Origin of the sequence: Pseudomonas sp. ANT_H4 (assembly GCF_008369295.1) — a bacterium.
Classification (GTDB): domain Bacteria; phylum Pseudomonadota; class Gammaproteobacteria; order Pseudomonadales; family Pseudomonadaceae; genus Aquipseudomonas.
In genome coordinates, this window is record NZ_VOBG01000001.1 from 125181 (window position 1) to 143934 (window position 18754).

An 18754-nucleotide genomic window follows, 5' to 3' on the forward strand; every position below is an offset into this window, starting at 1 on the left:
GCTACATCCCGTGCTGCTTCAACAACTTTGCATAACTGCCATCGGCCTTCATCCTGGCAATCTCCCGATCAAACCCGGCAACGATTTGCTTGTGCTGCGGATTTTTCAGGCTGACCAGGATATGCAGGCTGTTTTCACTCAACGGCTTGGGCAGAAACTCCACCGCATTGCGCACCCTGGCTGACTCACGGGCCAGGTAGTAGCGGGCGACAAACTCATCTTCCACCGTCAGCCGAACCCGTTGTGCCGCCAGCATGCGCACGGCCATGGCGAAGTTATGCACAGGGACCTTCTGAAATTGCAGGTCGCGGTCGAAGTCCGCCGAATAGGCATAGCCGCGCACCACGGCGACAGGATAGTCGTGCAGTTGCTGCAGGTTCTGGAACTCGATGGGGTCGTCTCGGCGCTTGAGAAATCGCACCCTGTTAAGCAAATACTCGTCGGAAAACTGCCCCAACTGCGTACGCGCTTCGTCGTACCAGGCGTTGACCAGCACGTCATAGCGCCCGTCACCTACGCCCATCAACGCCCTAGCCCAGGGCACCTGTTCAAAATTACTGGGATAGCCCGCACGGGCCAGCGCGGTGCTGACGATGTCGGTGGCCAATCCGCCATTGACCAGCGTGGCGTCGGTAAACGGCGGCCAGGCATCTGCCACCAGGCGCAAGCGTTCTGCGATGGCCGTCTGAGCCAGCAACAGCAATCCGAGCAAAGCAACGGCACGAGACAATCGCGGCATGCTTGAGGTCCTTGCGCAGCGAGCAAATGCTTACGGGGGATGGCGCCTGGCAGGCAGTGATCCGCATCACGCCCAGGCCCTGACTGTAGCTCATCACTCGCGCTGTACAGCAGATTACACAAAGAAGTCAGCGGCTGGAGCACTCAATGATGGCGATTTGACGCCACTCGAAATATAGCTGGCTTTTCAGGGGTTTGCACAACCCATAAAGACAGTTGCCAGCCACGGGATTACTATCCCAGGCCGGTACTTATTCGAGATATAACAATGACTGTCGATTGGGTCTGCAAACACCACAATGATCTGGGCAAGGAACAGTTGTACGCAATTTTGCGCCTGCGGGTGGAGGTCTTCGTTGTCGAGCAACAGTGCGTTTATCAGGACCTCGACGGCCAGGACCTGGAAGGTGATACCCATCACCTGATGGCCTGGAACGACGATCAATTGGTAGCCTACCTGCGCCTGCTGGACCCGGACCTCCACGGCGGTGACCTGATAATAGGCCGCGTGATCGTCGCACCGAGTGCACGGGGTACCGGTCTTGGTCATCAGATGATGGATGAAGCGCTCAGGCAGGCGCACAAGAACTGGCCTGAAGTACCGATCTATCTGTCGGCCCAGGCGCATTTGCAGGGGTATTACGGGCGGTACGGGTTTGTGGTGGTCGGGGAGGAATATCTTGAAGATGATATTCCTCATATCGGGATGCGCCGGGCCTAGGGGTATCCCAACACTTGCTTGATCGGCGACAGATTTGCCTCGATCCACCGCCGATCAATCGCACCCCAACTGCGAATCCGATAGTGCCCAGCATGATTGCGGGCGCCGTCTTCCTGTTCAAACTCACAGACGATATCCAGATCCGCCAACGCCGCAATCGTATCCTGGGCCGTGCGCCGGGGCATACCCGTCACCTCGGTCAGCGCCGGGACGCTGCTGGCCAACTTGCTGTCGATCAGATACGCCACATACAGGCGGCGATAGAAGCTGCTTTTGGTCTTGCTGACATCCATGCTCGGTAGCCTTTTGGAAGTTAGGTCTTGACCTGCAAATCGCGCCAAGTCAGGTATACCCGCAGGTCAAACTCCACCTGATGGTAGCCGGGCAGCATATGTTCGCAGAGCTTGTAAAATGCCTTGTTGTGGTCCGACTCCTTGAAGTGTGCCAGTTCGTGGACGACGATCATTCGCAAGAACTCGGGCGCTGCGTCCTTGAACAACGAAGCGATGCGGATTTCTTTCTTGGACTTGAGGTTACCGCCCTGCACCCGGGAAATAGTGGTGTGCAGGCCCAGTGCGCGATGGGTCAGGTCCAGGCGGTTGTCGAACAATACTTTGTCGATGGCCGGCGCGTTACGCAGATGGTCCTGCTTCAAGGCCTGCGCATAGCTGTACAAGGCCTTGTCGCTCTGTACACCGTGGCGCTCGGGATAACGCTGGCTCAGGTAGTCGCTCAACTGATCCTTGGCGATCAATTGACGTACTTGGTCTTGCAGGGAAGCCGGGTAGGCCTGGAGGTATTTCAGCGCGGTCATGGCGTCAACAACGGGGATTTGAAAGGTCGCCAGTGTAGCGAATTCAGCGGGGCGCCGCGCGCAAGGCGAAAGGTTGCGGCCAGTCGGCAACCTCTTCGGCCGTCAGCGGTTGAGCCACCAGTGACCCCTGAATAAACTGGCAGCCATTGGCTTTGAGCCATTGGCACTGCTCCTGGGTCTCGACTCCCTCGGCAATCACCAGCAAATCGAAATGCCGGCACAGCTCGATAATACTGCGGGCCATGGCGGCATCCCGTGGCGAGTCCGGTAGGCGGGCAATCAATTGCGGATCGAGTTTCAAGGTATCGAACTCAAGATCACGCAAGTGCGCCAGGGAACAGGCGCCCAAACCAAAATCATCCAGGGCGATACGTACCCCGACCATCCTCAACAACCTGAGTTGCTTGGCCGACTCCTCGGCGTTGTGCATCAAGCTTTCTTCACTGATTTCCACCTCCAACTGCCGCCCTTGCAACCCATGTCGCTCCAGCACCTGCTGCAGTTGAACGGCGAGGTTGGGCATATTGAACTGGCTGCTGCTCAGGCTCACGCTTAGTACCAACTCATCGCTGAACGCCTGGGTCCAGGCCTTTCGCTGGATCGCCACCTGCTGGTAGATCCAGTTACTGAGCTGGCTGATCAGCCGCGCCTCTTCCAGCAACGGCAGAAACAACCCAGGCGGTACGTCGCCAACGCTGGGGTGCTGCCAGCGCAACAGCGCCTCGACCCCACGCAAATGACCATCGCCCAGAGATACCTGCGGCTGGTACACCAGGGTGAACTCCTTGTTGTCGATGGCGGTGCGCACACTGTCTTCGAGCATCAAGCGCGAGCGCGCCCGGCCGTTCATTTCCTGATCGTAATAGCGGTATTGCTGACGCCCTGCGCGCTTGGCTTCATACATGGCGATGTCCGCCGCGCGCAGCAGGCCGTCCAGGTCGGAGCCGCAGTCAGGAAACGTGGCAATGCCAATACTGACGCCGAGCATCACATCCAGCCCCTCGACCTGCTGACAGATCGACACCCGCTCAATCAGCTTCTCGGCGATCTTCGCTGCCTGCTCCGGGAACTCCAGCTCCAGCAGCACGGTGAACTCATCACCGCCCATGCGTCCGAGAATGTCGTATGAACGCAAGCATGCCTTCAATTGCTCCGAGACCCAGCACAGCACCCTGTCACCGGCGTCGTGCCCCAGGGAATCGTTGACCCGCTTGAAGCCGTCCAGGTCCAGATACAGCAAGACCAGGGAGTGCTCGCTGCGCTCACCGCGCAACAGGATGGTCTCCACAGCCTGATGGAACCCGCGCCGATTGAGCAGGCCGGTTAGCGGGTCAGTAACCGCCTGGAACTCCAGTTGCTGGTGCAAATGGCGCACCTCAGACATGTCCAGCACCGTGACCACCATGGCCTTCTGCTCGGCGGGCAAGGGTGCGCAAGACATCGCCACCGGTAGTTGCTGACCAGGGGCGGTGCGCAGGATGGCGTCGTGCAGGCGCCAGGTCTCGCCTCGGCGATAGCCGGCGTACAGCTCGGAGTCGGACCAGCCGGGCACCTGGGGCTTTTGCAGGAAGCTGAGGAATTCCTTGCCCTGCAACTCATTGACCGAGGCATTGAGCAGACGCGAAATTGCCGGGTTGGCGTAGCTGATCACACCGTCTTCGCCTACCACCAGAATGCCCTCGGCGGCGTTGTCCAGCACCGAGGCATTGAAGGCACGAGCTGACTCCAGGTCATGACTCAAGCGCTGCAGGGCCCGGCGGCCGCTCTGATGCTCCAGCAGGGCCTGGACCTTGGGCTTGAGGATATGGGGGTCGAAGGGTTTGAACAGGTAATCGATCGCGCCGCTGGCATAGCCTTCCAGCACCGCCGCCGGCGATTGCGCATTGGCGCTTAGGAAAATGATCGGTGTCATCCGGGTGCGTTGGCTGCCACGCATCAGTCGGGCGACTTCAAAGCCGTCCATGCCGGGCATCCGTACATCCAGCAGTACCAGGTCGACATCGTGCTCCAGCAACAACTCAAGGGCTTCAAGACCCGAGCCGGCAGTCACGACCTGCCAATCCTCACGCTGCAAAAGCGCGCGCATGCTGATCAGGTTTTCAGGGTAGTCATCGACCACCAAGAGAACTGAAGTGCCTTCGCCGGGCTTGATTGAAGCGCATGCCATGTTGCATCTCTTCCTTGAGGAGCCACTCCGGTCACTTTTGAGAAAAAGCCGGACAAACATTGAGGACTCACTCTAGCCCTGGATCCAATAAAGCAGAAGTGACGACAGTGCCATCATTGCGCCAACGGCCATACAACCGACTAACGGTAAGTGCCCACAGCCCCCGCTTTATGGGGAACATGGCTTTTTGACATTCTACTGACGTCAATAACCCGCCACAAAATCATTAACAATCTATTACCAGGCGCTTATAAAGAATCCGCGAACCCTCGGGCCACGGCCTTCTTCCTCCTATTAAAGGCGTACTCAATGATTGATCTGTCCACCTGGAACCTGAGCATTCCCGTTGGCTCCCCGCCCACCACCATCGACACCCCCAAACTGCTCAGCGGTTTCAAGGACCAATACTTCCAGGCCGAAGACAGCAGCGTGCAGTTCTGGTCCCCGGTCACCGGGACGCGCACCGAAAACGCCATTTACCCTCGCAGTGAACTGCGGGAAACCTACGCCGACGGTCGCCTGCGCAACTGGATGTATCCGGACGCCGACAATTACCTGCGCGCCACCCTGGCCATCAATCAGGTGCCGTCTTCCGGCAAGATCGTCATCGGCCAGATCCACGCCTATGACAGCCAGAAACCGCTGATAAAAGTCGAATACCAGTACAAGGAAAAAACCCAGACCGGCAACATCGTCGCCAAAGTCCGCATGCGCCCGGATGACAGCGAAGGCCGGGTGATCATCGTCGCCGAGAATGTGCCATTGGAGCGTAACTTCACCTACGTCATCCACTTGAACCGCGCAGGCCTGTTGAGCGTCGAAGCCGCCAACGGCCAATGGAACGAACGCATCGGTGCCGCCTGGGGGAAAAAGCCGCTGTACTTCAAGGCCGGGGTCTACGTGCAAGACAACAGCGGCGAGAGCAAGGAAGGCGGCAAAGTGACCTTTGCCAAGCTGGATATCGATCACGACTAACACTCTGATCATTCTCACGACGCTTTAGGACAGAACCGCGACCCAGGGTCTCGACTTTTTTGTAGGACGATCCGAGTATGGCGCCGCACACGCGCAATACCCCCTACAAGAAAGTCATGGAGACTCGCCAATGCCATTTACTCGCACATTGCTCGCCCTCTCACTGGGCATGGTTCTGCTGCAAAACCCAACCTTCGCCGCCCCGCCACTGTCGATGACCGACGGGGTGGCGCAGGTCAATATCCAGGACAGCAACGCCTGGGTCGAAATCAACAAAGCCGCCTTCGAACACAACATCCGCACCCTGCAAACCACTCTCGCCGACAAGTCGAAAATCTGCGCCGTGCTCAAGGCTGATGCCTACGGCCATGGCATTGGTTTGCTGATGCCGTCGGTGATCAAGCTGGGTGTGCCCTGCGTCGGCATCGCCAGCAACGAAGAAGCCCGCGTGGTACGCGAAAGCGGCTTCAAGGGCCAACTGATCCGCGTACGCACAGCCGCCTTGAGCGAGCTGGAAGCGGCACTGCCCTATAACGTCGAAGAGTTGGTGGGCAATCTGGATTTCGCGGTGCGCGCCAGCCTGATCGCCGAACACCACGGCCGCCCACTGGTGGTCCACCTGGGCCTGAACTCCAGCGGTATGAGCCGCAACGGCGTGGAAATGACCACCGCCCAAGGCCGCCGCGATGCCGTCGCCATCACCAAAGTGCCGAACCTTGAAGTGAAGGCGATCATGACCCACTTCGCCGTTGAAGACGCCGCCGACGTACGCACCGGCCTCAAGTCCTTCAACGAACAGGCCAACTGGCTGATCAACGTCGCCCAACTGGACCGCAGCAAAATCACCCTGCACGCCGCCAACTCCTTCGCCACCCTGGAAGTGCCCGAGTCGCGCCTGGACATGGTTCGCCCAGGCGGCCTGCTGTTTGGCGACACCGTACCGGCGTTTACCGAATACAAGCGGGTGATGCAGTTCAAGTCCCATGTGGCGTCGGTCAACAGCTACCCAAAGGGCAACACCGTTGGCTATGACCGCACCTACACCCTGGCGCGGGATTCGAAACTGGCTAACATTACCGTGGGTTATTCCGATGGCTATCGCCGCGCGTTCACCAACAAAGGCATCGTGCTGATCAATGGCCATCGCGTGCCGGTGGTGGGCAAAGTGTCGATGAATACGTTGATGGTCGATGTCACCGATGTGCCGACCGTAAAGAGTGGGGATGAGGTGGTGTTGTTTGGCAAGCAGGGCAATGCGCAGATTGCCCAAGCGGAAGTCGAGGACATCAACGGGGCATTGTTGGCAGACTTGTATACGGTTTGGGGTAACTCCAACCCGAAAGTCCTAGTCGACAAATAACCTTTAAAGGGGACGCCCATTACCTCAAGCGACGGACAAGCCCAACTCGGATAACAACATCGACGCCTGGGCTTTGGAAATCACGGCGCCTTTGAAAAGTTTGGCATCACTGAGCCTGAACCCACTCAAGTCCGCACCCCGCAGGTCGGCACCGGCGAAATTGGCGCCGTTGATACGGGTATGGGCCAGGCTGCAGTCGATCAATTCGGCTTTACGAAAATCTGCGTCCGACAGGTCACTGTCGGAGAAATCCAGGGTATCGAGGGTGGTTCGGGCAAAGGACAGCCCGGACAAAAAAGCACTGTTGAGCAGCGTCTCAGTGAACGTCAAACCCAGGGAGGCGCAATGGGTGAAGTTGGCACCGGTCAGCTTGCAGTTGGAGAAACTGGCCTGAGACAGCTTGCTGCGCTGCCAGCGAGTGTTGTTCAGGTCGCACCCGGTGAACACCGCTTCCAGCAGATTGGCCGCCTCGAAAACCGCGTGGGCTGCCCGGCAACTTTTCCACTGCGTGCCCTCAAGCCGCGCCCCGAGAAAGCACGTCTGGACCAGGATACAGCGCTCAAACACCCAATGATCCAGCACCAAGCGCGACAAGTCGGTACCGCTCAAGTCGACACCGATCAAGCGCAATGGCCCGCCGTGGGCGCCCATCAAGGCTTCCAGCTCCTCGCGTTGCAAGGTGCCTCCTTCGATATCGGTATGCTGCATGGGGCCTCCGGGCAATGGCCGAACCAAATTGAGGCGCGAGTTTAACCCGACGCTGCCTATCGACATATATTTAAGGGGACGGATCTATTTAGCAGTTAAATCGATCGCCCTTTCAATGAATAACTCGGCAAAAAAAACCCGCATCACTGCGGGTTTTTTATAAACGCTTGAGGCTTAGTTAACCTTAGCGTTCAACTCACCTTTCAAATACCGCTGGTACATCGCTTCCAGGGAGACCGGCTTGATCTTCGAAGCATTGCCCGCAGTACCAAACGCTTCATAACGCGCGATACACACATCACGCATTGCGGTCACGGTAGCGCCGAAGAATTTACGCGGATCAAACTCGCTCGGGTTGGTCGCCATCAGGCGACGCATCGCACCGGTGGATGCCAGACGCAGGTCGGTGTCGATGTTGACCTTGCGCACGCCGTGCTTGATGCCTTCGACGATTTCTTCAACCGGTACGCCGTAGGTTTCTTTGATGTCGCCGCCGTACTGGTTGATGATCGCCAGCCACTCTTGCGGTACCGAGGAAGAACCGTGCATCACCAGGTGGGTGTTGGGGATGCGTTTGTGGATTTCCTTGATGCGGTCGATGGCCAGCACGTCACCGGTCGGTGGCTTGGTGAACTTGTAGGCGCCGTGGCTGGTGCCGATGGCGATAGCCAGGGCGTCGACTTGGGTGCGCTTGACGAAGTCGGCGGCTTCTTCCGGGTCGGTCAGCATTTGGCTGTGATCCAACACGCCTTCAGCGCCGATGCCGTCTTCTTCGCCGGCCATGCCGGTTTCCAACGAACCCAGGCAGCCCAGCTCACCTTCAACCGATACGCCGCAGGCGTGAGCCAGGGCCACAGTTTGTTGGGTGACACGGACGTTGTAGTCGTAGTCAGTCGGAGTCTTGCCGTCTTCGCCCAGGGAGCCGTCCATCATCACCGAGCTGAAGCCCAGTTGAATGGAGCGCTGGCACACGTCAGGGCTGGTACCGTGGTCCTGGTGCATGCACACCGGGATGTGCGGGAACTCTTCGATGGCGGCAAGGATCAGGTGACGCAGGAACGGGGCACCGGCATATTTGCGGGCGCCGGCCGAAGCCTGGACAATCACTGGAGAGTCAGTCTTGTCAGCGGCTTCCATAATGGCGCGCATCTGCTCAAGGTTGTTGACGTTGAAGGCTGGAACGCCATAGCCGAATTCGGCTGCGTGGTCCAACATCTGGCGCATGCTGATAAGTGCCATTGTGAGTCTCTCTCCCGGTCGAGGGTCGTTAATCGTGCAAGCCTGCCGTAGCGGCGGCTGCTATTCAAGTTATTGCAGATCGGGGGTTTGAAGGCCGATTTGCTGAATCGTTATTGCACTAAGGCTTACGGCGCTTTGCAGCCGCGGCCGATCAAGTCGTCGGTGGCAACCCAGTAAACCAGGCCTTCCTCACCTTTTGTGTGAAACGCCAACTGGTCATTGCTGTACAGCACGCCCGAAGCCGCCACATCCTGCTTGAGGCGATAAACCCGGTCCGAACCGCCAAGGCGTATATCCACCTGGCTGTGGGCCTGATCGGTAAACCGCCAAACCACTTGTGCCTGGCTGTCGCAGGTCCAGGTGGTCCATTTGTCCTGTTGCGGTTCTGCCTTGTTGAACATGTTCAGGTTGGCGCAACCAGCCAATAAGGCCAGTGCTGCCAGGGCGAAAACGCCTTTCATTGCCAATCCTCGAACGGCGACCGGAGGCCGCCACTGCTGTCGGTTAGTGAATCAGACCCGTCAAGGGCAGCCCTGTTCCTTACCTTTGGGCGGGGAATCGTACTTCTCCAGCCCATCCGGCCCGATACGCTTGCTGATCACCGGCAGGGTTTCAGCTTGCCAGTCGGCCTGGTAGCAGCCTTTGTCCGGTACGGCTTTCCCGGTTTCGGGCACCGCAGGCGGCGCGCTGCTACACCCGGCCAACAAGCCTGCGGCGATTACCAGCGCTATCGACTTGACCATGGGAATACTCCTTTTCTCAGGTCTTCAGGCCTCAGCCCTTGGCCCGGCTTTCCAGCACTTCGACAGCTGGTAATACCTTGCCTTCGACGAACTCAAGGAAAGCACCACCACCGGTAGAAATGTAGGAGATCTGGTCAGTAACGCCATATTTATCGATGGCCGCCAAGGTATCGCCACCGCCCGCAATGGAGAACGCCGAGCTTTCAGCAATGGCCTTGGCCAGCACCTTGGTGCCGTTACCGAACTGATCGAACTCGAACACACCTACCGGGCCGTTCCACAAAATAGTGCGGGACGACTTCAGCAGCTCGGCGAAGTTGGCAGCCGTTTGTGGGCCAATATCCAGGATCATGTCGTCAGCAGCGACGTCAGCGATCAGTTTGACGGTGGCTTCTGCGCTTTCAGAGAACTCCTTGGCCACCACCACATCCACTGGCAGCGGTACGCTGACCTTGGCGGCGATGGCGCGGGCGGTGTCCAGCAGGTCCGGCTCGTACAGCGATTTACCGACCGGGTGACCGGCAGCAGCGAGGAAGGTGTTGGCGATGCCGCCGCCGACGATCAACTGGTTGCAGATCTGGCTCAGGCTGTTGAGCACGTCGAGCTTGGTCGAGACCTTGGAGCCAGCAACGATGGCGGCCATTGGTTGAGCCGGCGCACCGAGGGCTTTGCCCAAGGCGTCCAGTTCAGCAGCCAGCAACGGGCCAGCCGCAGCGACTTTGGCGAACTTGGCCACGCCGTGGGTAGAACCCTCGGCGCGGTGAGCGGTACCAAAGGCGTCCATCACGAACACGTCGCACAGGGCAGCGTATTGTTGGGCCAGTTCGTCGCTGTTCTTTTTCTCGCCCTTGTTAAAACGCACGTTTTCGAACAGCACAATGTCGCCGGCCTTGACGTCGACGCCACCCAGGTAATCAGCCACCAGCGGCACGTCGCGGCCCAGGGCCTTGCTCAGGTACTCGGCGACAGGCTTGAGGCTGTTTTCGGCAGAGAACGCACCTTCGGTCGGACGACCCAGGTGGGAGCAGACCATTACGGCCGCGCCTTTTTCCAGGGCCAGCTTGATGGTCGGCAGCGAAGCCAGGATTCGCGCATCGCTGGTGACAACACCGTCCTTGACTGGGACGTTGAGGTCTTCGCGGATCAGTACGCGCTTACCTTGCAGATCGAGATCGGTCATCTTCAACACGGTCATGGGTCGCAGTTCCTGTGTTACTGAATTAGAGAGCAGGTTTAGGTAATGGAGAAGCTGTTTGCAGGTAATGCTCTGCAACGTCCAGCATTCGGTTGGCAAAACCCCATTCGTTGTCAAACCAGGCCAGGATGTTAACCAGCCTTGGGCCGGAAACGCGGGTCTGGCTGGCATCAACGATGGCCGAATGCGGATCATGGTTAAAATCACAACTGGCGTGGGGCAACTCGGTGTAGGCCAAAAGTCCTTTGAGCGGGCCACTGGTAGAGGCCTCGCGCAGAATCCTGTTGACCTCGTCGGCGTCGGTGTCGCTGACGGTTTGCATGGTGATGTCCAGGCAGGACACGTTCACCGTCGGCACCCGAACTGCTTTGGCCTGGATTCGCCCGGCAAGTTCCGGCAGCAGGCGTTCGATGCCTCTTGCCAGACCGGTGGACACCGGAATCACTGACTGGAACGCCGAACGCGTGCGACGCAGGTCTTCGTGATGGTAGGCATCGATCACCGGCTGATCATTCATCGCCGAGTGAATAGTGGTGATCGACACGTATTCCAGCCCGATGGCCTGATCCAGCAGGCGCAACAACGGCACGCCGCAGTTGGTGGTGCAGGAGGCGTTGGACACCAGCAACTCGGCGCCGGTCAGGCAATCCTGGTTGACGCCGTAGACGATGGTGGCGTCGACATCCGCCTCGCTGGCCATCGGCTGGGAAAACAGCACACGCGGCGCACCGGCGTCGAGGAAACGCTGGCCATCGGTGCGAGTGTGGTAGGCACCGGAACATTCCAGCACCAGGTCAACGCCCAGCGACGCCCAGTCGATGCCCTCGGGGGTGGCACTGCGCAGGACCTTCACGCAGTCGCCATTAATATGCAGACAATCGCCGTCGACCCGCACTTCGCCGGGGAACCGACCGTGGGTGGAGTCAAAGCGTGTCAGGTATTCGATGCTGGCCATGTCGGCCAGATCGTTGATCGCAACAATTTCAAACCCGGCAGCCGGCCCTCGCTCGAACAGAGCACGCAAGACGCAACGACCAATCCGGCCGTAGCCGTTGAGTGCAACTTTGTAGGGGCGCGGTTGGGACATGGGGTTCTCGATGGCGGACAACTTCTTATGAGCGACACAAAACCATTGTAAGAGCGAGCTTGCTCGCGATGAACTTGAGGACAACGCGTTTATCCAGACAGCCAGCGTTATCGTTAACGACCATCGCGAGCAAGCTCGCTCCTACAAGGGATGCGGTGACCATCGGCCACCGCGTTCGCGCTTTTAGTCTTCCAGCAGCTCTTCAGCCTGACCCAGGATGTTTTCCAGGGTGAAGCCGAACTCTTCGAACAACGCTGGCGCTGGCGCCGACTCACCGTAGGTAGTCATGCCAATGACGCGGCCTTCCAGGCCCACGTACTTGTACCAGTAGTCGGCGTGAGCCGCTTCGATGGCGATACGGGCGCTGACCTGCAACGGCAGTACCGATTGTTTGTAGTCGGCATCCTGGGCTTCAAAGACGCTGGTGCATGGCATCGAAACCACGCGCACGTTGCGGCCCTGTTCGGTCAGTTTGTCGTAGGCTTGAACCGTCAGACCCACTTCTGAACCGGTAGAGATCAGGATCAGCTCCGGCTCGCCGATGCAGTCCTTGAGCACGTAGCCACCACGGCTGATGCCTTCGATCTGCGCCGCATCACGGGTTTGGTGCTGCAGGTTCTGACGGGAGAAGATCAGCGCCGAAGGACCGTCCTTGCGCTCGATAGCGTGCTTCCAGGCCACGGCCGATTCGACCGCATCCGATGGACGCCAGGTGTCCAGGTTCGGCGTGGTGCGCAGGCTGGTCATTTGCTCGACCGGCTGGTGCGTCGGGCCGTCTTCGCCCAGACCGATGGAGTCGTGGGTGTAGACGAAGATCACACGTTTCTTCATCAGCGAAGCCATGCGTACCGCGTTGCGGGCGTATTCCATGAACATCAGGAAGGTCGCGCCGTAAGGCACCAGGCCGCCGTGCAGGGCAACGCCGTTCATGATGGCGCTCATGCCGAACTCGCGAACGCCGTAGTACATGTAGTTGCCGCTGGCGTCTTCAGCCGAGACACCTTTGCAACCTTTCCACAGAGTCAGGTTGGAACCGGCCAGGTCAGCCGAGCCGCCGAGGAACTCAGGCAGCAGCGGACCAAAGGCATTCAGGGCGTTTTGGCTGGCTTTGCGGCTGGCAATGGTTTCGCCCTTGGCGGCGACTTCGGCGATGTAGGCCGACGCTTTTTCAGCGAAGTCAGCTGGCAGGTCACCGGCCAGGCGACGCACCAGTTCGCTGGCCAACTCAGGGAATTGAGCAGAGTAGGCAGCAAAACGCTGGTCCCACTCAGCTTCGGCAGCACGGCCGGTTTCCTTGGCGTCCCACTCGGCATAGATATCAGCCGGGATTTCGAACGGGCCGTGGTTCCACTTCAGCGCAGCGCGGGTCAGCGCGATTTCCGCGTCACCCAGTGGAGCGCCGTGGCAGTCTTCCTTGCCTTGTTTGTTCGGCGAGCCGAAGCCGATGGTGGTTTTGCAGCAGATCAGCGTCGGCTGGTCGCTCTTGCGGGCGGTGTCGATGGCGGTCTTGATCTCTTCCGGATCGTGGCCATCAACATTGCGGATCACCTGCCAGTTATAGGCTTCAAAACGCTTTGGCGTGTCGTCGGTGAACCAGCCTTCGACTTCGCCGTCGATGGAGATGCCGTTGTCATCGTAGAAGGCGATCAGTTTGCCCAGGCCCAGGGTACCGGCCAGGGAGCTGACTTCGTGGGAGATGCCTTCCATCATGCAGCCATCACCCAGGAACACATAGGTGTGGTGATCGACAACGTTGTGGCCAGGACGGTTGAACTGCGCCGCTAGGACTTTTTCGGCGAGGGCGAAACCGACCGCGTTAGCCAGGCCTTGGCCCAGGGGCCCGGTGGTGGTTTCAACGCCAGCGGTGTAGCCGTATTCCGGATGGCCCGGGGTGCGGCTGTGGATCTGGCGGAAGTTTTTCAGGTCGTCGATGGACAGATCGTAACCGGTCAGGTGCAGCAACGAGTAGATCAGCATCGAGCCGTGGCCGTTGGACAGGATGAAGCGGTCACGGTCGGCGAACGACGGGTTGCTCGGGTTGTGTTTCAGGTAGTCACGCCAAAGTACCTCGGCGATATCCGCCATGCCCATCGGGGCACCGGGATGGCCGCTGTTGGCTTTTTGCACGGCATCCATGCTGAGGGCACGAATGGCGTTGGCACGCTCACGACGGCTGGGCATCGCTGTTCTCCTGGGGCTTGAATAAAAGAAACGGAAAAAAGGACCGGCATTTTCCCTCAGCCACGGCCTTCGGGGCAATGACAGATAGTCACTTGAGGGGGTTTTTCCTGTGGATTGGCCTGCATTGGCCTGGAGAAACCTTTCACCCCTTCGTCTAAAGGTTACAGAGCCTGCTTATAGCCACCACTTATCGACCAATATCAAAACTTTTTGATATTGGCCTTGCGAGGATTTATCCCCGTCACTAGACTGCTGGCCCTATGAACTTACGCGCGCCTTCCCTTCGTCATGACGACTGCGATGAGCTGGCGGCCTTGTGCAAGGCCGGCGGTGATCCCTTGCGCCTGAATGTGTTGCGCGCGCTGGCCAACGACTCATTCGGCGTGCTGGAACTGGCACAGATCTTCGCCATCGGTCAGTCCGGTATGAGCCACCATCTGAAGGTGCTGGCACAGGCCGACCTCGTGGCCACGCGCCGCGAAGGCAATGCGATTTTTTACCGGCGCGCGCTGCCGCACACCGACCATTTGGGTGGCAAGCTGCATGCCGCGCTCCTGGAAGAAGTGGATAACCTGGCGCTGCCGGCTGACGTACAGTCGCGAATCGGCCAGGTCCACGGGCAACGCGCTGCGGCCAGCCAGGATTTTTTCTCGCGGGTGGCGGAGAAGTTTCGCGCGCAGCAGGACTTGATCGCCGGGCTGGCGCAATACCGCGAAAGCGTGCTGGCACTTCTCGACAAGCTGAGCTTCAGTGATGAGGCCACGGCGCTCGAAGTCGGCCCTGGCGACGGCGGCTTTCTGCCGGAACTGGCGCGCCGCTTCCACCAGGTCACGGCGCTGGACAACAGCCCCGCGATGCTTGAACTGGCGCGCCAGGTGTGTGAACGCGATAACTTGAGCAACGTCAGTCTGCAACTGGCCGATGCCTTGAATAATGTAAGCCTGCGGGCCGACTGCGTGGTGTTGAACATGGTCTTGCACCATTTCGCCGCCCCGGCTGAAGCCCTCAAGCAAATGGCCGGTTTGCTGCAACCCGGCGGCAGCCTGCTAGTGACAGATTTATGCAGCCACAACCAGAGTTGGGCCAGGGAGGCCTGCGGTGATCTCTGGCTGGGCTTTGAACAGGACGATCTGGCCCGTTGGGCCACCGCTGCGGGACTCGTTCCCGGGGAAAGTCTCTATGTAGGCTTACGTAATGGTTTCCAGATTCAGGTCCGCCATTTTCAGCGGCCATCTGGCGACACTCACCATCGGTAAATATCAGGAAAACATCGAGATGAGCGAATACTCCCTTTTCACCTCCGAGTCCGTGTCTGAAGGGCATCCGGACAAAATCGCCGACCAGATTTCTGATGCGGTGCTGGACGCCATCATTACTGAAGACAAGTTCGCCCGTGTGGCGTGCGAGACTCTGGTGAAAACCGGCGTGGCGATCATCGCTGGCGAAGTCACCACCTCGGCCTGGGTCGACCTGGAAGACATCGTTCGCAAGGTGATCCTTGATATCGGCTACAACAGCTCCGACGTGGGCTTCGACGGGGCGACCTGCGGCGTGATGAACATCATCGGCAAGCAGTCGGTGGACATCGCCCAGGGCGTTGACCGCAGCAAGCCGGAAGACCAGGGCGCCGGCGACCAGGGCCTGATGTTCGGCTACGCCAGTAACGAGACCGACGTGCTGATGCCTGCGCCGATCACCTTCTCCCACCAGTTGGTGAAGCGCCAGGCCGAAGCCCGCAAGTCCGGCCAGCTGCCGTGGCTGCGTCCGGATGCCAAGTCCCAGGTGACCTGCCGCTACGAAGGCGGCAAAGTAGTGGGCATCGACGCCGTGGTGCTGTCGACCCAGCACAATCCGGAAGTCTCCTACAAAGACCTGCGCGAAGGCGTGATGGAGCTGATCGTCAAGCACGTGCTGCCTGCCGAACTGCTGCACAAGGACACCCAGTTCCACATCAACCCCACCGGCAACTTCATTATCGGTGGCCCGGTGGGCGATTGCGGCCTGACTGGTCGCAAGATTATCGTCGACACCTACGGCGGCATGGCCCGTCACGGTGGCGGTGCGTTCTCCGGCAAGGACCCATCGAAGGTTGACCGCTCCGCCGCCTATGCCGGTCGTTACGTGGCCAAGAACATCGTTGCCGCCGGTCTGGCCGAGCGTTGCGAGATTCAGGTGTCCTACGCCATTGGTGTCGCCCAGCCGACGTCGATCTCGCTGAACACCTTCGGCACCGGCAAGATCAGCGATGACAAGATCATCAAGCTGGTGCGCGAAGTGTTCGACCTGCGTCCGTACGCGATCACCACCATGCTCGACCTGCTGCACCCGATGTACCAGGAAACTGCGGCCTACGGCCACTTCGGTCGCACCCCTGAACAGAAGACCGTCGGCGACGACACCTTCACCACGTTCACCTGGGAAAAAACCGACCGCGCCAACGACCTGCTTACCGCTGCAGGCCTGTAATCGCTGCCCGTTGTACCCAAGGCCCCACCGGGTTTACTCGGCGGGGCTTTTTGTTGCGCGCTGATTGGCGCGATGACGTTCACATTTGTTCAGCAGGGGCCTTGCAGGCCAAATAATGGCCCACTAGAATCCGCGCCCTCCCGAGCCCTTCACCTACTTGGATATTGCACTGCGCCTGCTCGGGATCCTTTTGTGCGCAGGCAATCGAACATTGAGGTTTTTCATGCGTATTTCCACGCTCGCTCCTGCCGCCCTTCTGCTCAGCCTGTTCGCCCTGCCAGTGCAAGCCGTCGACCTCGGCGCACTGGGCGGTGCTCTGACGCCTCAACTGGGTGGCACTTCTGGCGACTGCGAAAAACAAGGCAAAGACCTGCAAGCCAAGGTCGACGCGGCCAAGACCAATGGCGAAGAATTGAAAGTGAAGGCCATGCAGACCGCACTGGACCAGGTAAACAAAGGTTGCAAAAAAGTCAGCGAGTCCCAGGACAAGCTGGACTCCACCCAACAAAAGCAACAGGCCAAGGCCGACGGCAACGACACAGTGAAAGCCTTGGGTGGTTTGTTCAAGTAAGTAGAAATACCCGGTAAAAAGCCTCGCGCCTGCGGGGCTTTTTTGTGGGTGCTCCGATGCCTTAGGCTGGGCGTCCCTTCGGAGCAAGGATGCTCATGATGATGCCGCGCCTGCTGGTCTGCCTGCTGTTGATCCTCTTCCCCATAACGGCCTGGAGCCAAGACTGTCCTGACTGGCACTCCGACAAGGCCAGGGATGAAATGGCCGCACTGCAACAACAAATCAGCCTTTGGGACGACAGTTACCACCGACTTGGCCAATCCTTGATCAGCGATGAACTCTACGACCAGGCACGTCTGCGCCTTGACCAATGGCGCACCTGCCTTGCACAGAACGCACCGCGCCCCGACAACCCGTTGGCCAGTTCCAGGGGCACTCTGACCCATCCGACACCACACACCGGGCTGGAAAAACTGATCAGTGACCGGGCCGTCGAAGACTGGATCACTACCCGGCACGACCTGTGGATTCAACCCAAAGTCGACGGAGTCGCCGTAACGCTGATCTATCAAAAAGGTCGCCTGGTTCAGGTCATCAGCCGCGGTGACGGGGTTCTCGGGCAAGACTGGTCAGCCTCGGCACGCAAGATCCCTGGCATCGTGCAGCAACTGCCCGAACCCATTGATCTGCTGCTGCAGGGTGAACTCTATTGGCACCTGAACGAACACCTCCAATCCGAACGGGGCGGTATTAATGCCCGCAGTAAAGTCGCCGGGCTGATGAACCGCCAACAGCTGAGCGATACCGATGCCGCCGGTATCGGCCTGTTTGTCTGGGCGTGGCCACATGGGCCGGCCAACTTGAATGAGCAACTGGACACGCTGGAACGATGGGGCTTTACCGACAGCAAGCGTTACAGCCAACCCATCAGTGACCTCGACGACGCTCGTCACTGGCGTACCTTCTGGTACAACAACCCACTGCCGTTCGCCAGCGATGGCGTGGTACTGCACCAAAGCCAGCGCGCACCGGCTAACCGTTGGCAGGCCAGCACACCCTACTGGGCGGCGGCCTGGAAATATCCGGTAATCAAAGCGCTGGCCCAGGTACGCAAGGTGCATTTCAAGATCGGACGCACCGGGCGTATCACGCCTATTCTGGAACTGGACCCGGTGTTGCTCGATGATCGGCAGATCAGGCGCGTCAGCGTCGGCTCGCTGAAGCGCTGGCAAGAACTGGATATCCGCCCCGGTGACCAAGTCGCCATCAGCCTCGCCGGCCAAGTCATTCCCAGGCTCGATCAGGTCATCCTGCGCAGCCAGCCACGAACCCACATCGAGGTGCCAGCGGCCAGCGCCTTCCATCATTTGAGCTGCTGGCAATTGGTCCCTGGTTGTGAGGAACAACTGCTTGCCCGCCTGACCTGGCTCAGTGGCAACCAAGGCCTGGCCCTGCCACATATCGGCCGTGAAACCTGGAATACGCTAATCCAGGCAGGCCTAATCAGCGGTCTGCTCGATTGGTTGAAGCTGGATGAAGCAGAGCTTGCTAACATTGACGGATTCGGTGATCGCAGCAGTGCGCGCCTGCTCGGCAGTTTGCGCAGTGCCCGGCAGCGACCATTCGCACAATGGCTGATGGCTTTGGGTGTTCCGCCCACTGCCCGCAATAACCTGGAAGGTGGCTGGCAAACCCTGGCCGCCAGAAACACTCAAGCCTGGCAGGCTGAAGCTGGAATCGGCCCGGGACGCGCAGCGCAATTGAGCGCTTTTTTTCGCGACCCGCACGTCCTGGCCATGAGTGAAACATTACGCGCTGCCGGGATAGACGGTTTTTAGCCCGGCCCCTG

18 protein-coding genes are annotated in these 18754 nt (G+C 59.3%); 7 read left to right on the forward strand and 11 right to left on the reverse strand.

Annotated features, from left to right (window positions below; all coding sequences use genetic code 11):
* Position 1: 1 nt before the first annotated feature.
* Positions 2-739, reverse strand: coding sequence for an ABC transporter substrate-binding protein (locus FQ182_RS00555; protein ID WP_149414453.1), 738 nt, complete (start codon positions 737-739; stop codon positions 2-4).
* A 267-nt stretch (positions 740-1006) separates the two neighbouring features.
* Here FQ182_RS00555 and FQ182_RS00560 point away from each other — a divergent pair, with 267 nt between their 5' ends.
* Complete coding sequence (locus FQ182_RS00560) at positions 1007-1459, forward strand: GNAT family N-acetyltransferase (RefSeq protein ID WP_149414452.1); 453 nt, start codon at positions 1007-1009, stop codon at positions 1457-1459.
* On the opposite strand, the gene FQ182_RS00565 is transcribed toward FQ182_RS00560, so the two are convergent.
* Genes FQ182_RS00565 through FQ182_RS00575 form a run of 3 tightly spaced genes read right to left on the reverse strand, consistent with a single transcriptional unit; the run spans position 1456 to position 4440 of the window.
* Positions 1456-1752, reverse strand: a complete 297-nt coding sequence (locus tag FQ182_RS00565; protein ID WP_149414451.1) for a helix-turn-helix domain-containing protein — start codon at positions 1750-1752, stop codon at positions 1456-1458. The genes FQ182_RS00560 and FQ182_RS00565 overlap by 4 nt on opposite strands.
* A 20-nt stretch (positions 1753-1772) precedes the next feature.
* Positions 1773-2273 carry a M48 family metallopeptidase gene (locus FQ182_RS00570; RefSeq protein WP_149414450.1) on the reverse strand — a complete coding sequence of 167 codons (501 nt, stop codon included), beginning with the start codon at positions 2271-2273 and terminating at the stop codon, positions 1773-1775.
* 43 nt (positions 2274-2316) lie between these two features.
* The gene (locus FQ182_RS00575) at positions 2317-4440 is read right to left on the reverse strand and encodes a bifunctional diguanylate cyclase/phosphodiesterase (RefSeq protein WP_149414449.1); all 2124 of its coding nucleotides are present in this window, start codon (positions 4438-4440) and stop codon (positions 2317-2319) included.
* Positions 4441-4749: 309 nt separating this feature from the next.
* Between FQ182_RS00575 and FQ182_RS00580 the strand changes: the two genes are divergently transcribed.
* Both FQ182_RS00580 and alr read left to right on the forward strand, forming a co-directional pair.
* Positions 4750-5415: a polysaccharide lyase family 7 protein gene (locus tag FQ182_RS00580; protein WP_149414448.1), complete on the forward strand. Its 666-nt coding sequence runs from the start codon at positions 4750-4752 to the stop codon at positions 5413-5415.
* A 130-nt stretch (positions 5416-5545) separates the two neighbouring features.
* Entirely contained in the window at positions 5546-6775 is a 1230-nt protein-coding gene (alr, locus tag FQ182_RS00585; protein ID WP_149414447.1) for an alanine racemase, read from the forward strand.
* Positions 6776-6799: 24 nt separating this feature from the next.
* Here the strand turns inward: alr and FQ182_RS00590 are convergent, their stop codons facing one another.
* The 7 genes from FQ182_RS00590 to tkt all read right to left on the reverse strand — a co-directional run bounded on the left by FQ182_RS00590 (position 6800) and on the right by tkt (position 13928).
* The gene (locus FQ182_RS00590) at positions 6800-7483 is read right to left on the reverse strand and encodes a pentapeptide repeat-containing protein (RefSeq protein ID WP_149414446.1); all 684 of its coding nucleotides are present in this window, start codon (positions 7481-7483) and stop codon (positions 6800-6802) included.
* 174 nt (positions 7484-7657) lie between these two features.
* A complete protein-coding gene (gene fba / locus FQ182_RS00595; RefSeq protein ID WP_029297347.1) occupies positions 7658-8722 on the reverse strand; it encodes a class II fructose-bisphosphate aldolase in 1065 nt (354 codons plus the stop codon).
* 125 nt (positions 8723-8847) lie between these two features.
* Positions 8848-9183, reverse strand: a complete 336-nt coding sequence (locus FQ182_RS00600) for an MliC family protein (protein ID WP_149414445.1) — start codon at positions 9181-9183, stop codon at positions 8848-8850.
* A 60-nt stretch (positions 9184-9243) separates the two neighbouring features.
* Positions 9244-9465: a hypothetical protein gene (locus tag FQ182_RS00605; RefSeq protein ID WP_149414444.1), complete on the reverse strand. Its 222-nt coding sequence runs from the start codon at positions 9463-9465 to the stop codon at positions 9244-9246.
* A gap of 31 nt (positions 9466-9496) precedes the next feature.
* Positions 9497-10660: a phosphoglycerate kinase gene (locus tag FQ182_RS00610; protein ID WP_149414443.1), complete on the reverse strand. Its 1164-nt coding sequence runs from the start codon at positions 10658-10660 to the stop codon at positions 9497-9499.
* Positions 10661-10685: 25 nt separating this feature from the next.
* Positions 10686-11747, reverse strand: a complete 1062-nt coding sequence (gene epd / locus FQ182_RS00615; RefSeq protein WP_149414442.1) for an erythrose-4-phosphate dehydrogenase — start codon at positions 11745-11747, stop codon at positions 10686-10688.
* A gap of 183 nt (positions 11748-11930) precedes the next feature.
* Positions 11931-13928 carry a transketolase gene (gene tkt, locus FQ182_RS00620; RefSeq protein ID WP_133102389.1) on the reverse strand — a complete coding sequence of 666 codons (1998 nt, stop codon included), beginning with the start codon at positions 13926-13928 and terminating at the stop codon, positions 11931-11933.
* Positions 13929-14188: 260 nt separating this feature from the next.
* Between tkt and FQ182_RS00625 the strand changes: the two genes are divergently transcribed.
* From FQ182_RS00625 to ligB, 4 genes are all read left to right on the forward strand, one after another.
* Positions 14189-15184: a metalloregulator ArsR/SmtB family transcription factor gene (locus FQ182_RS00625; protein ID WP_149414441.1), complete on the forward strand. Its 996-nt coding sequence runs from the start codon at positions 14189-14191 to the stop codon at positions 15182-15184.
* Positions 15185-15203: 19 nt separating this feature from the next.
* Complete coding sequence (metK, locus tag FQ182_RS00630; RefSeq protein ID WP_133102391.1) at positions 15204-16394, forward strand: methionine adenosyltransferase; 1191 nt, start codon at positions 15204-15206, stop codon at positions 16392-16394.
* 223 nt (positions 16395-16617) lie between these two features.
* On the forward strand, positions 16618-16965 hold the full coding sequence (locus tag FQ182_RS00635) for a DUF1090 family protein (RefSeq protein ID WP_149414440.1): 348 nt from the start codon (positions 16618-16620) through the stop codon (positions 16963-16965).
* A 101-nt stretch (positions 16966-17066) separates the two neighbouring features.
* Entirely contained in the window at positions 17067-18743 is a 1677-nt protein-coding gene (gene ligB / locus FQ182_RS00640; RefSeq protein WP_371923847.1) for an NAD-dependent DNA ligase LigB, read from the forward strand.
* The last annotated feature ends 11 nt before the right edge of the window (positions 18744-18754 follow it).

Bases quoted from the DNA above. Each gene is read 5' to 3' on its own strand.
- FQ182_RS00555 (WP_149414453.1), bottom strand. From the start codon at position 739: ATGCCGCGATTGTCTCGTGCCGTTGCTTTGCTCGGATTGCTGTTGCTG.
- FQ182_RS00560 (WP_149414452.1), top strand. From the start codon at position 1,007: ATGACTGTCGATTGGGTCTGCAAACACCACAATGATCTGGGCAAGGAA.
- FQ182_RS00565 (WP_149414451.1), bottom strand. From the start codon at position 1,752: ATGGATGTCAGCAAGACCAAAAGCAGCTTCTATCGCCGCCTGTATGTG.
- FQ182_RS00570 (WP_149414450.1), bottom strand. From the start codon at position 2,273: ATGACCGCGCTGAAATACCTCCAGGCCTACCCGGCTTCCCTGCAAGAC.
- FQ182_RS00575 (WP_149414449.1), bottom strand. From the start codon at position 4,440: ATGGCATGCGCTTCAATCAAGCCCGGCGAAGGCACTTCAGTTCTCTTG.
- FQ182_RS00580 (WP_149414448.1), top strand. From the start codon at position 4,750: ATGATTGATCTGTCCACCTGGAACCTGAGCATTCCCGTTGGCTCCCCG.
- alr (WP_149414447.1), top strand. From the start codon at position 5,546: ATGCCATTTACTCGCACATTGCTCGCCCTCTCACTGGGCATGGTTCTG.
- FQ182_RS00590 (WP_149414446.1), bottom strand. From the start codon at position 7,483: ATGCAGCATACCGATATCGAAGGAGGCACCTTGCAACGCGAGGAGCTG.
- fba (WP_029297347.1), bottom strand. From the start codon at position 8,722: ATGGCACTTATCAGCATGCGCCAGATGTTGGACCACGCAGCCGAATTC.
- FQ182_RS00600 (WP_149414445.1), bottom strand. From the start codon at position 9,183: ATGAAAGGCGTTTTCGCCCTGGCAGCACTGGCCTTATTGGCTGGTTGC.
- FQ182_RS00605 (WP_149414444.1), bottom strand. From the start codon at position 9,465: ATGGTCAAGTCGATAGCGCTGGTAATCGCCGCAGGCTTGTTGGCCGGG.
- FQ182_RS00610 (WP_149414443.1), bottom strand. From the start codon at position 10,660: ATGACCGTGTTGAAGATGACCGATCTCGATCTGCAAGGTAAGCGCGTA.
- epd (WP_149414442.1), bottom strand. From the start codon at position 11,747: ATGTCCCAACCGCGCCCCTACAAAGTTGCACTCAACGGCTACGGCCGG.
- tkt (WP_133102389.1), bottom strand. From the start codon at position 13,928: ATGCCCAGCCGTCGTGAGCGTGCCAACGCCATTCGTGCCCTCAGCATG.
- FQ182_RS00625 (WP_149414441.1), top strand. From the start codon at position 14,189: ATGAACTTACGCGCGCCTTCCCTTCGTCATGACGACTGCGATGAGCTG.
- metK (WP_133102391.1), top strand. From the start codon at position 15,204: ATGAGCGAATACTCCCTTTTCACCTCCGAGTCCGTGTCTGAAGGGCAT.
- FQ182_RS00635 (WP_149414440.1), top strand. From the start codon at position 16,618: ATGCGTATTTCCACGCTCGCTCCTGCCGCCCTTCTGCTCAGCCTGTTC.
- ligB (WP_371923847.1), top strand. From the start codon at position 17,067: ATGCCGCGCCTGCTGGTCTGCCTGCTGTTGATCCTCTTCCCCATAACG.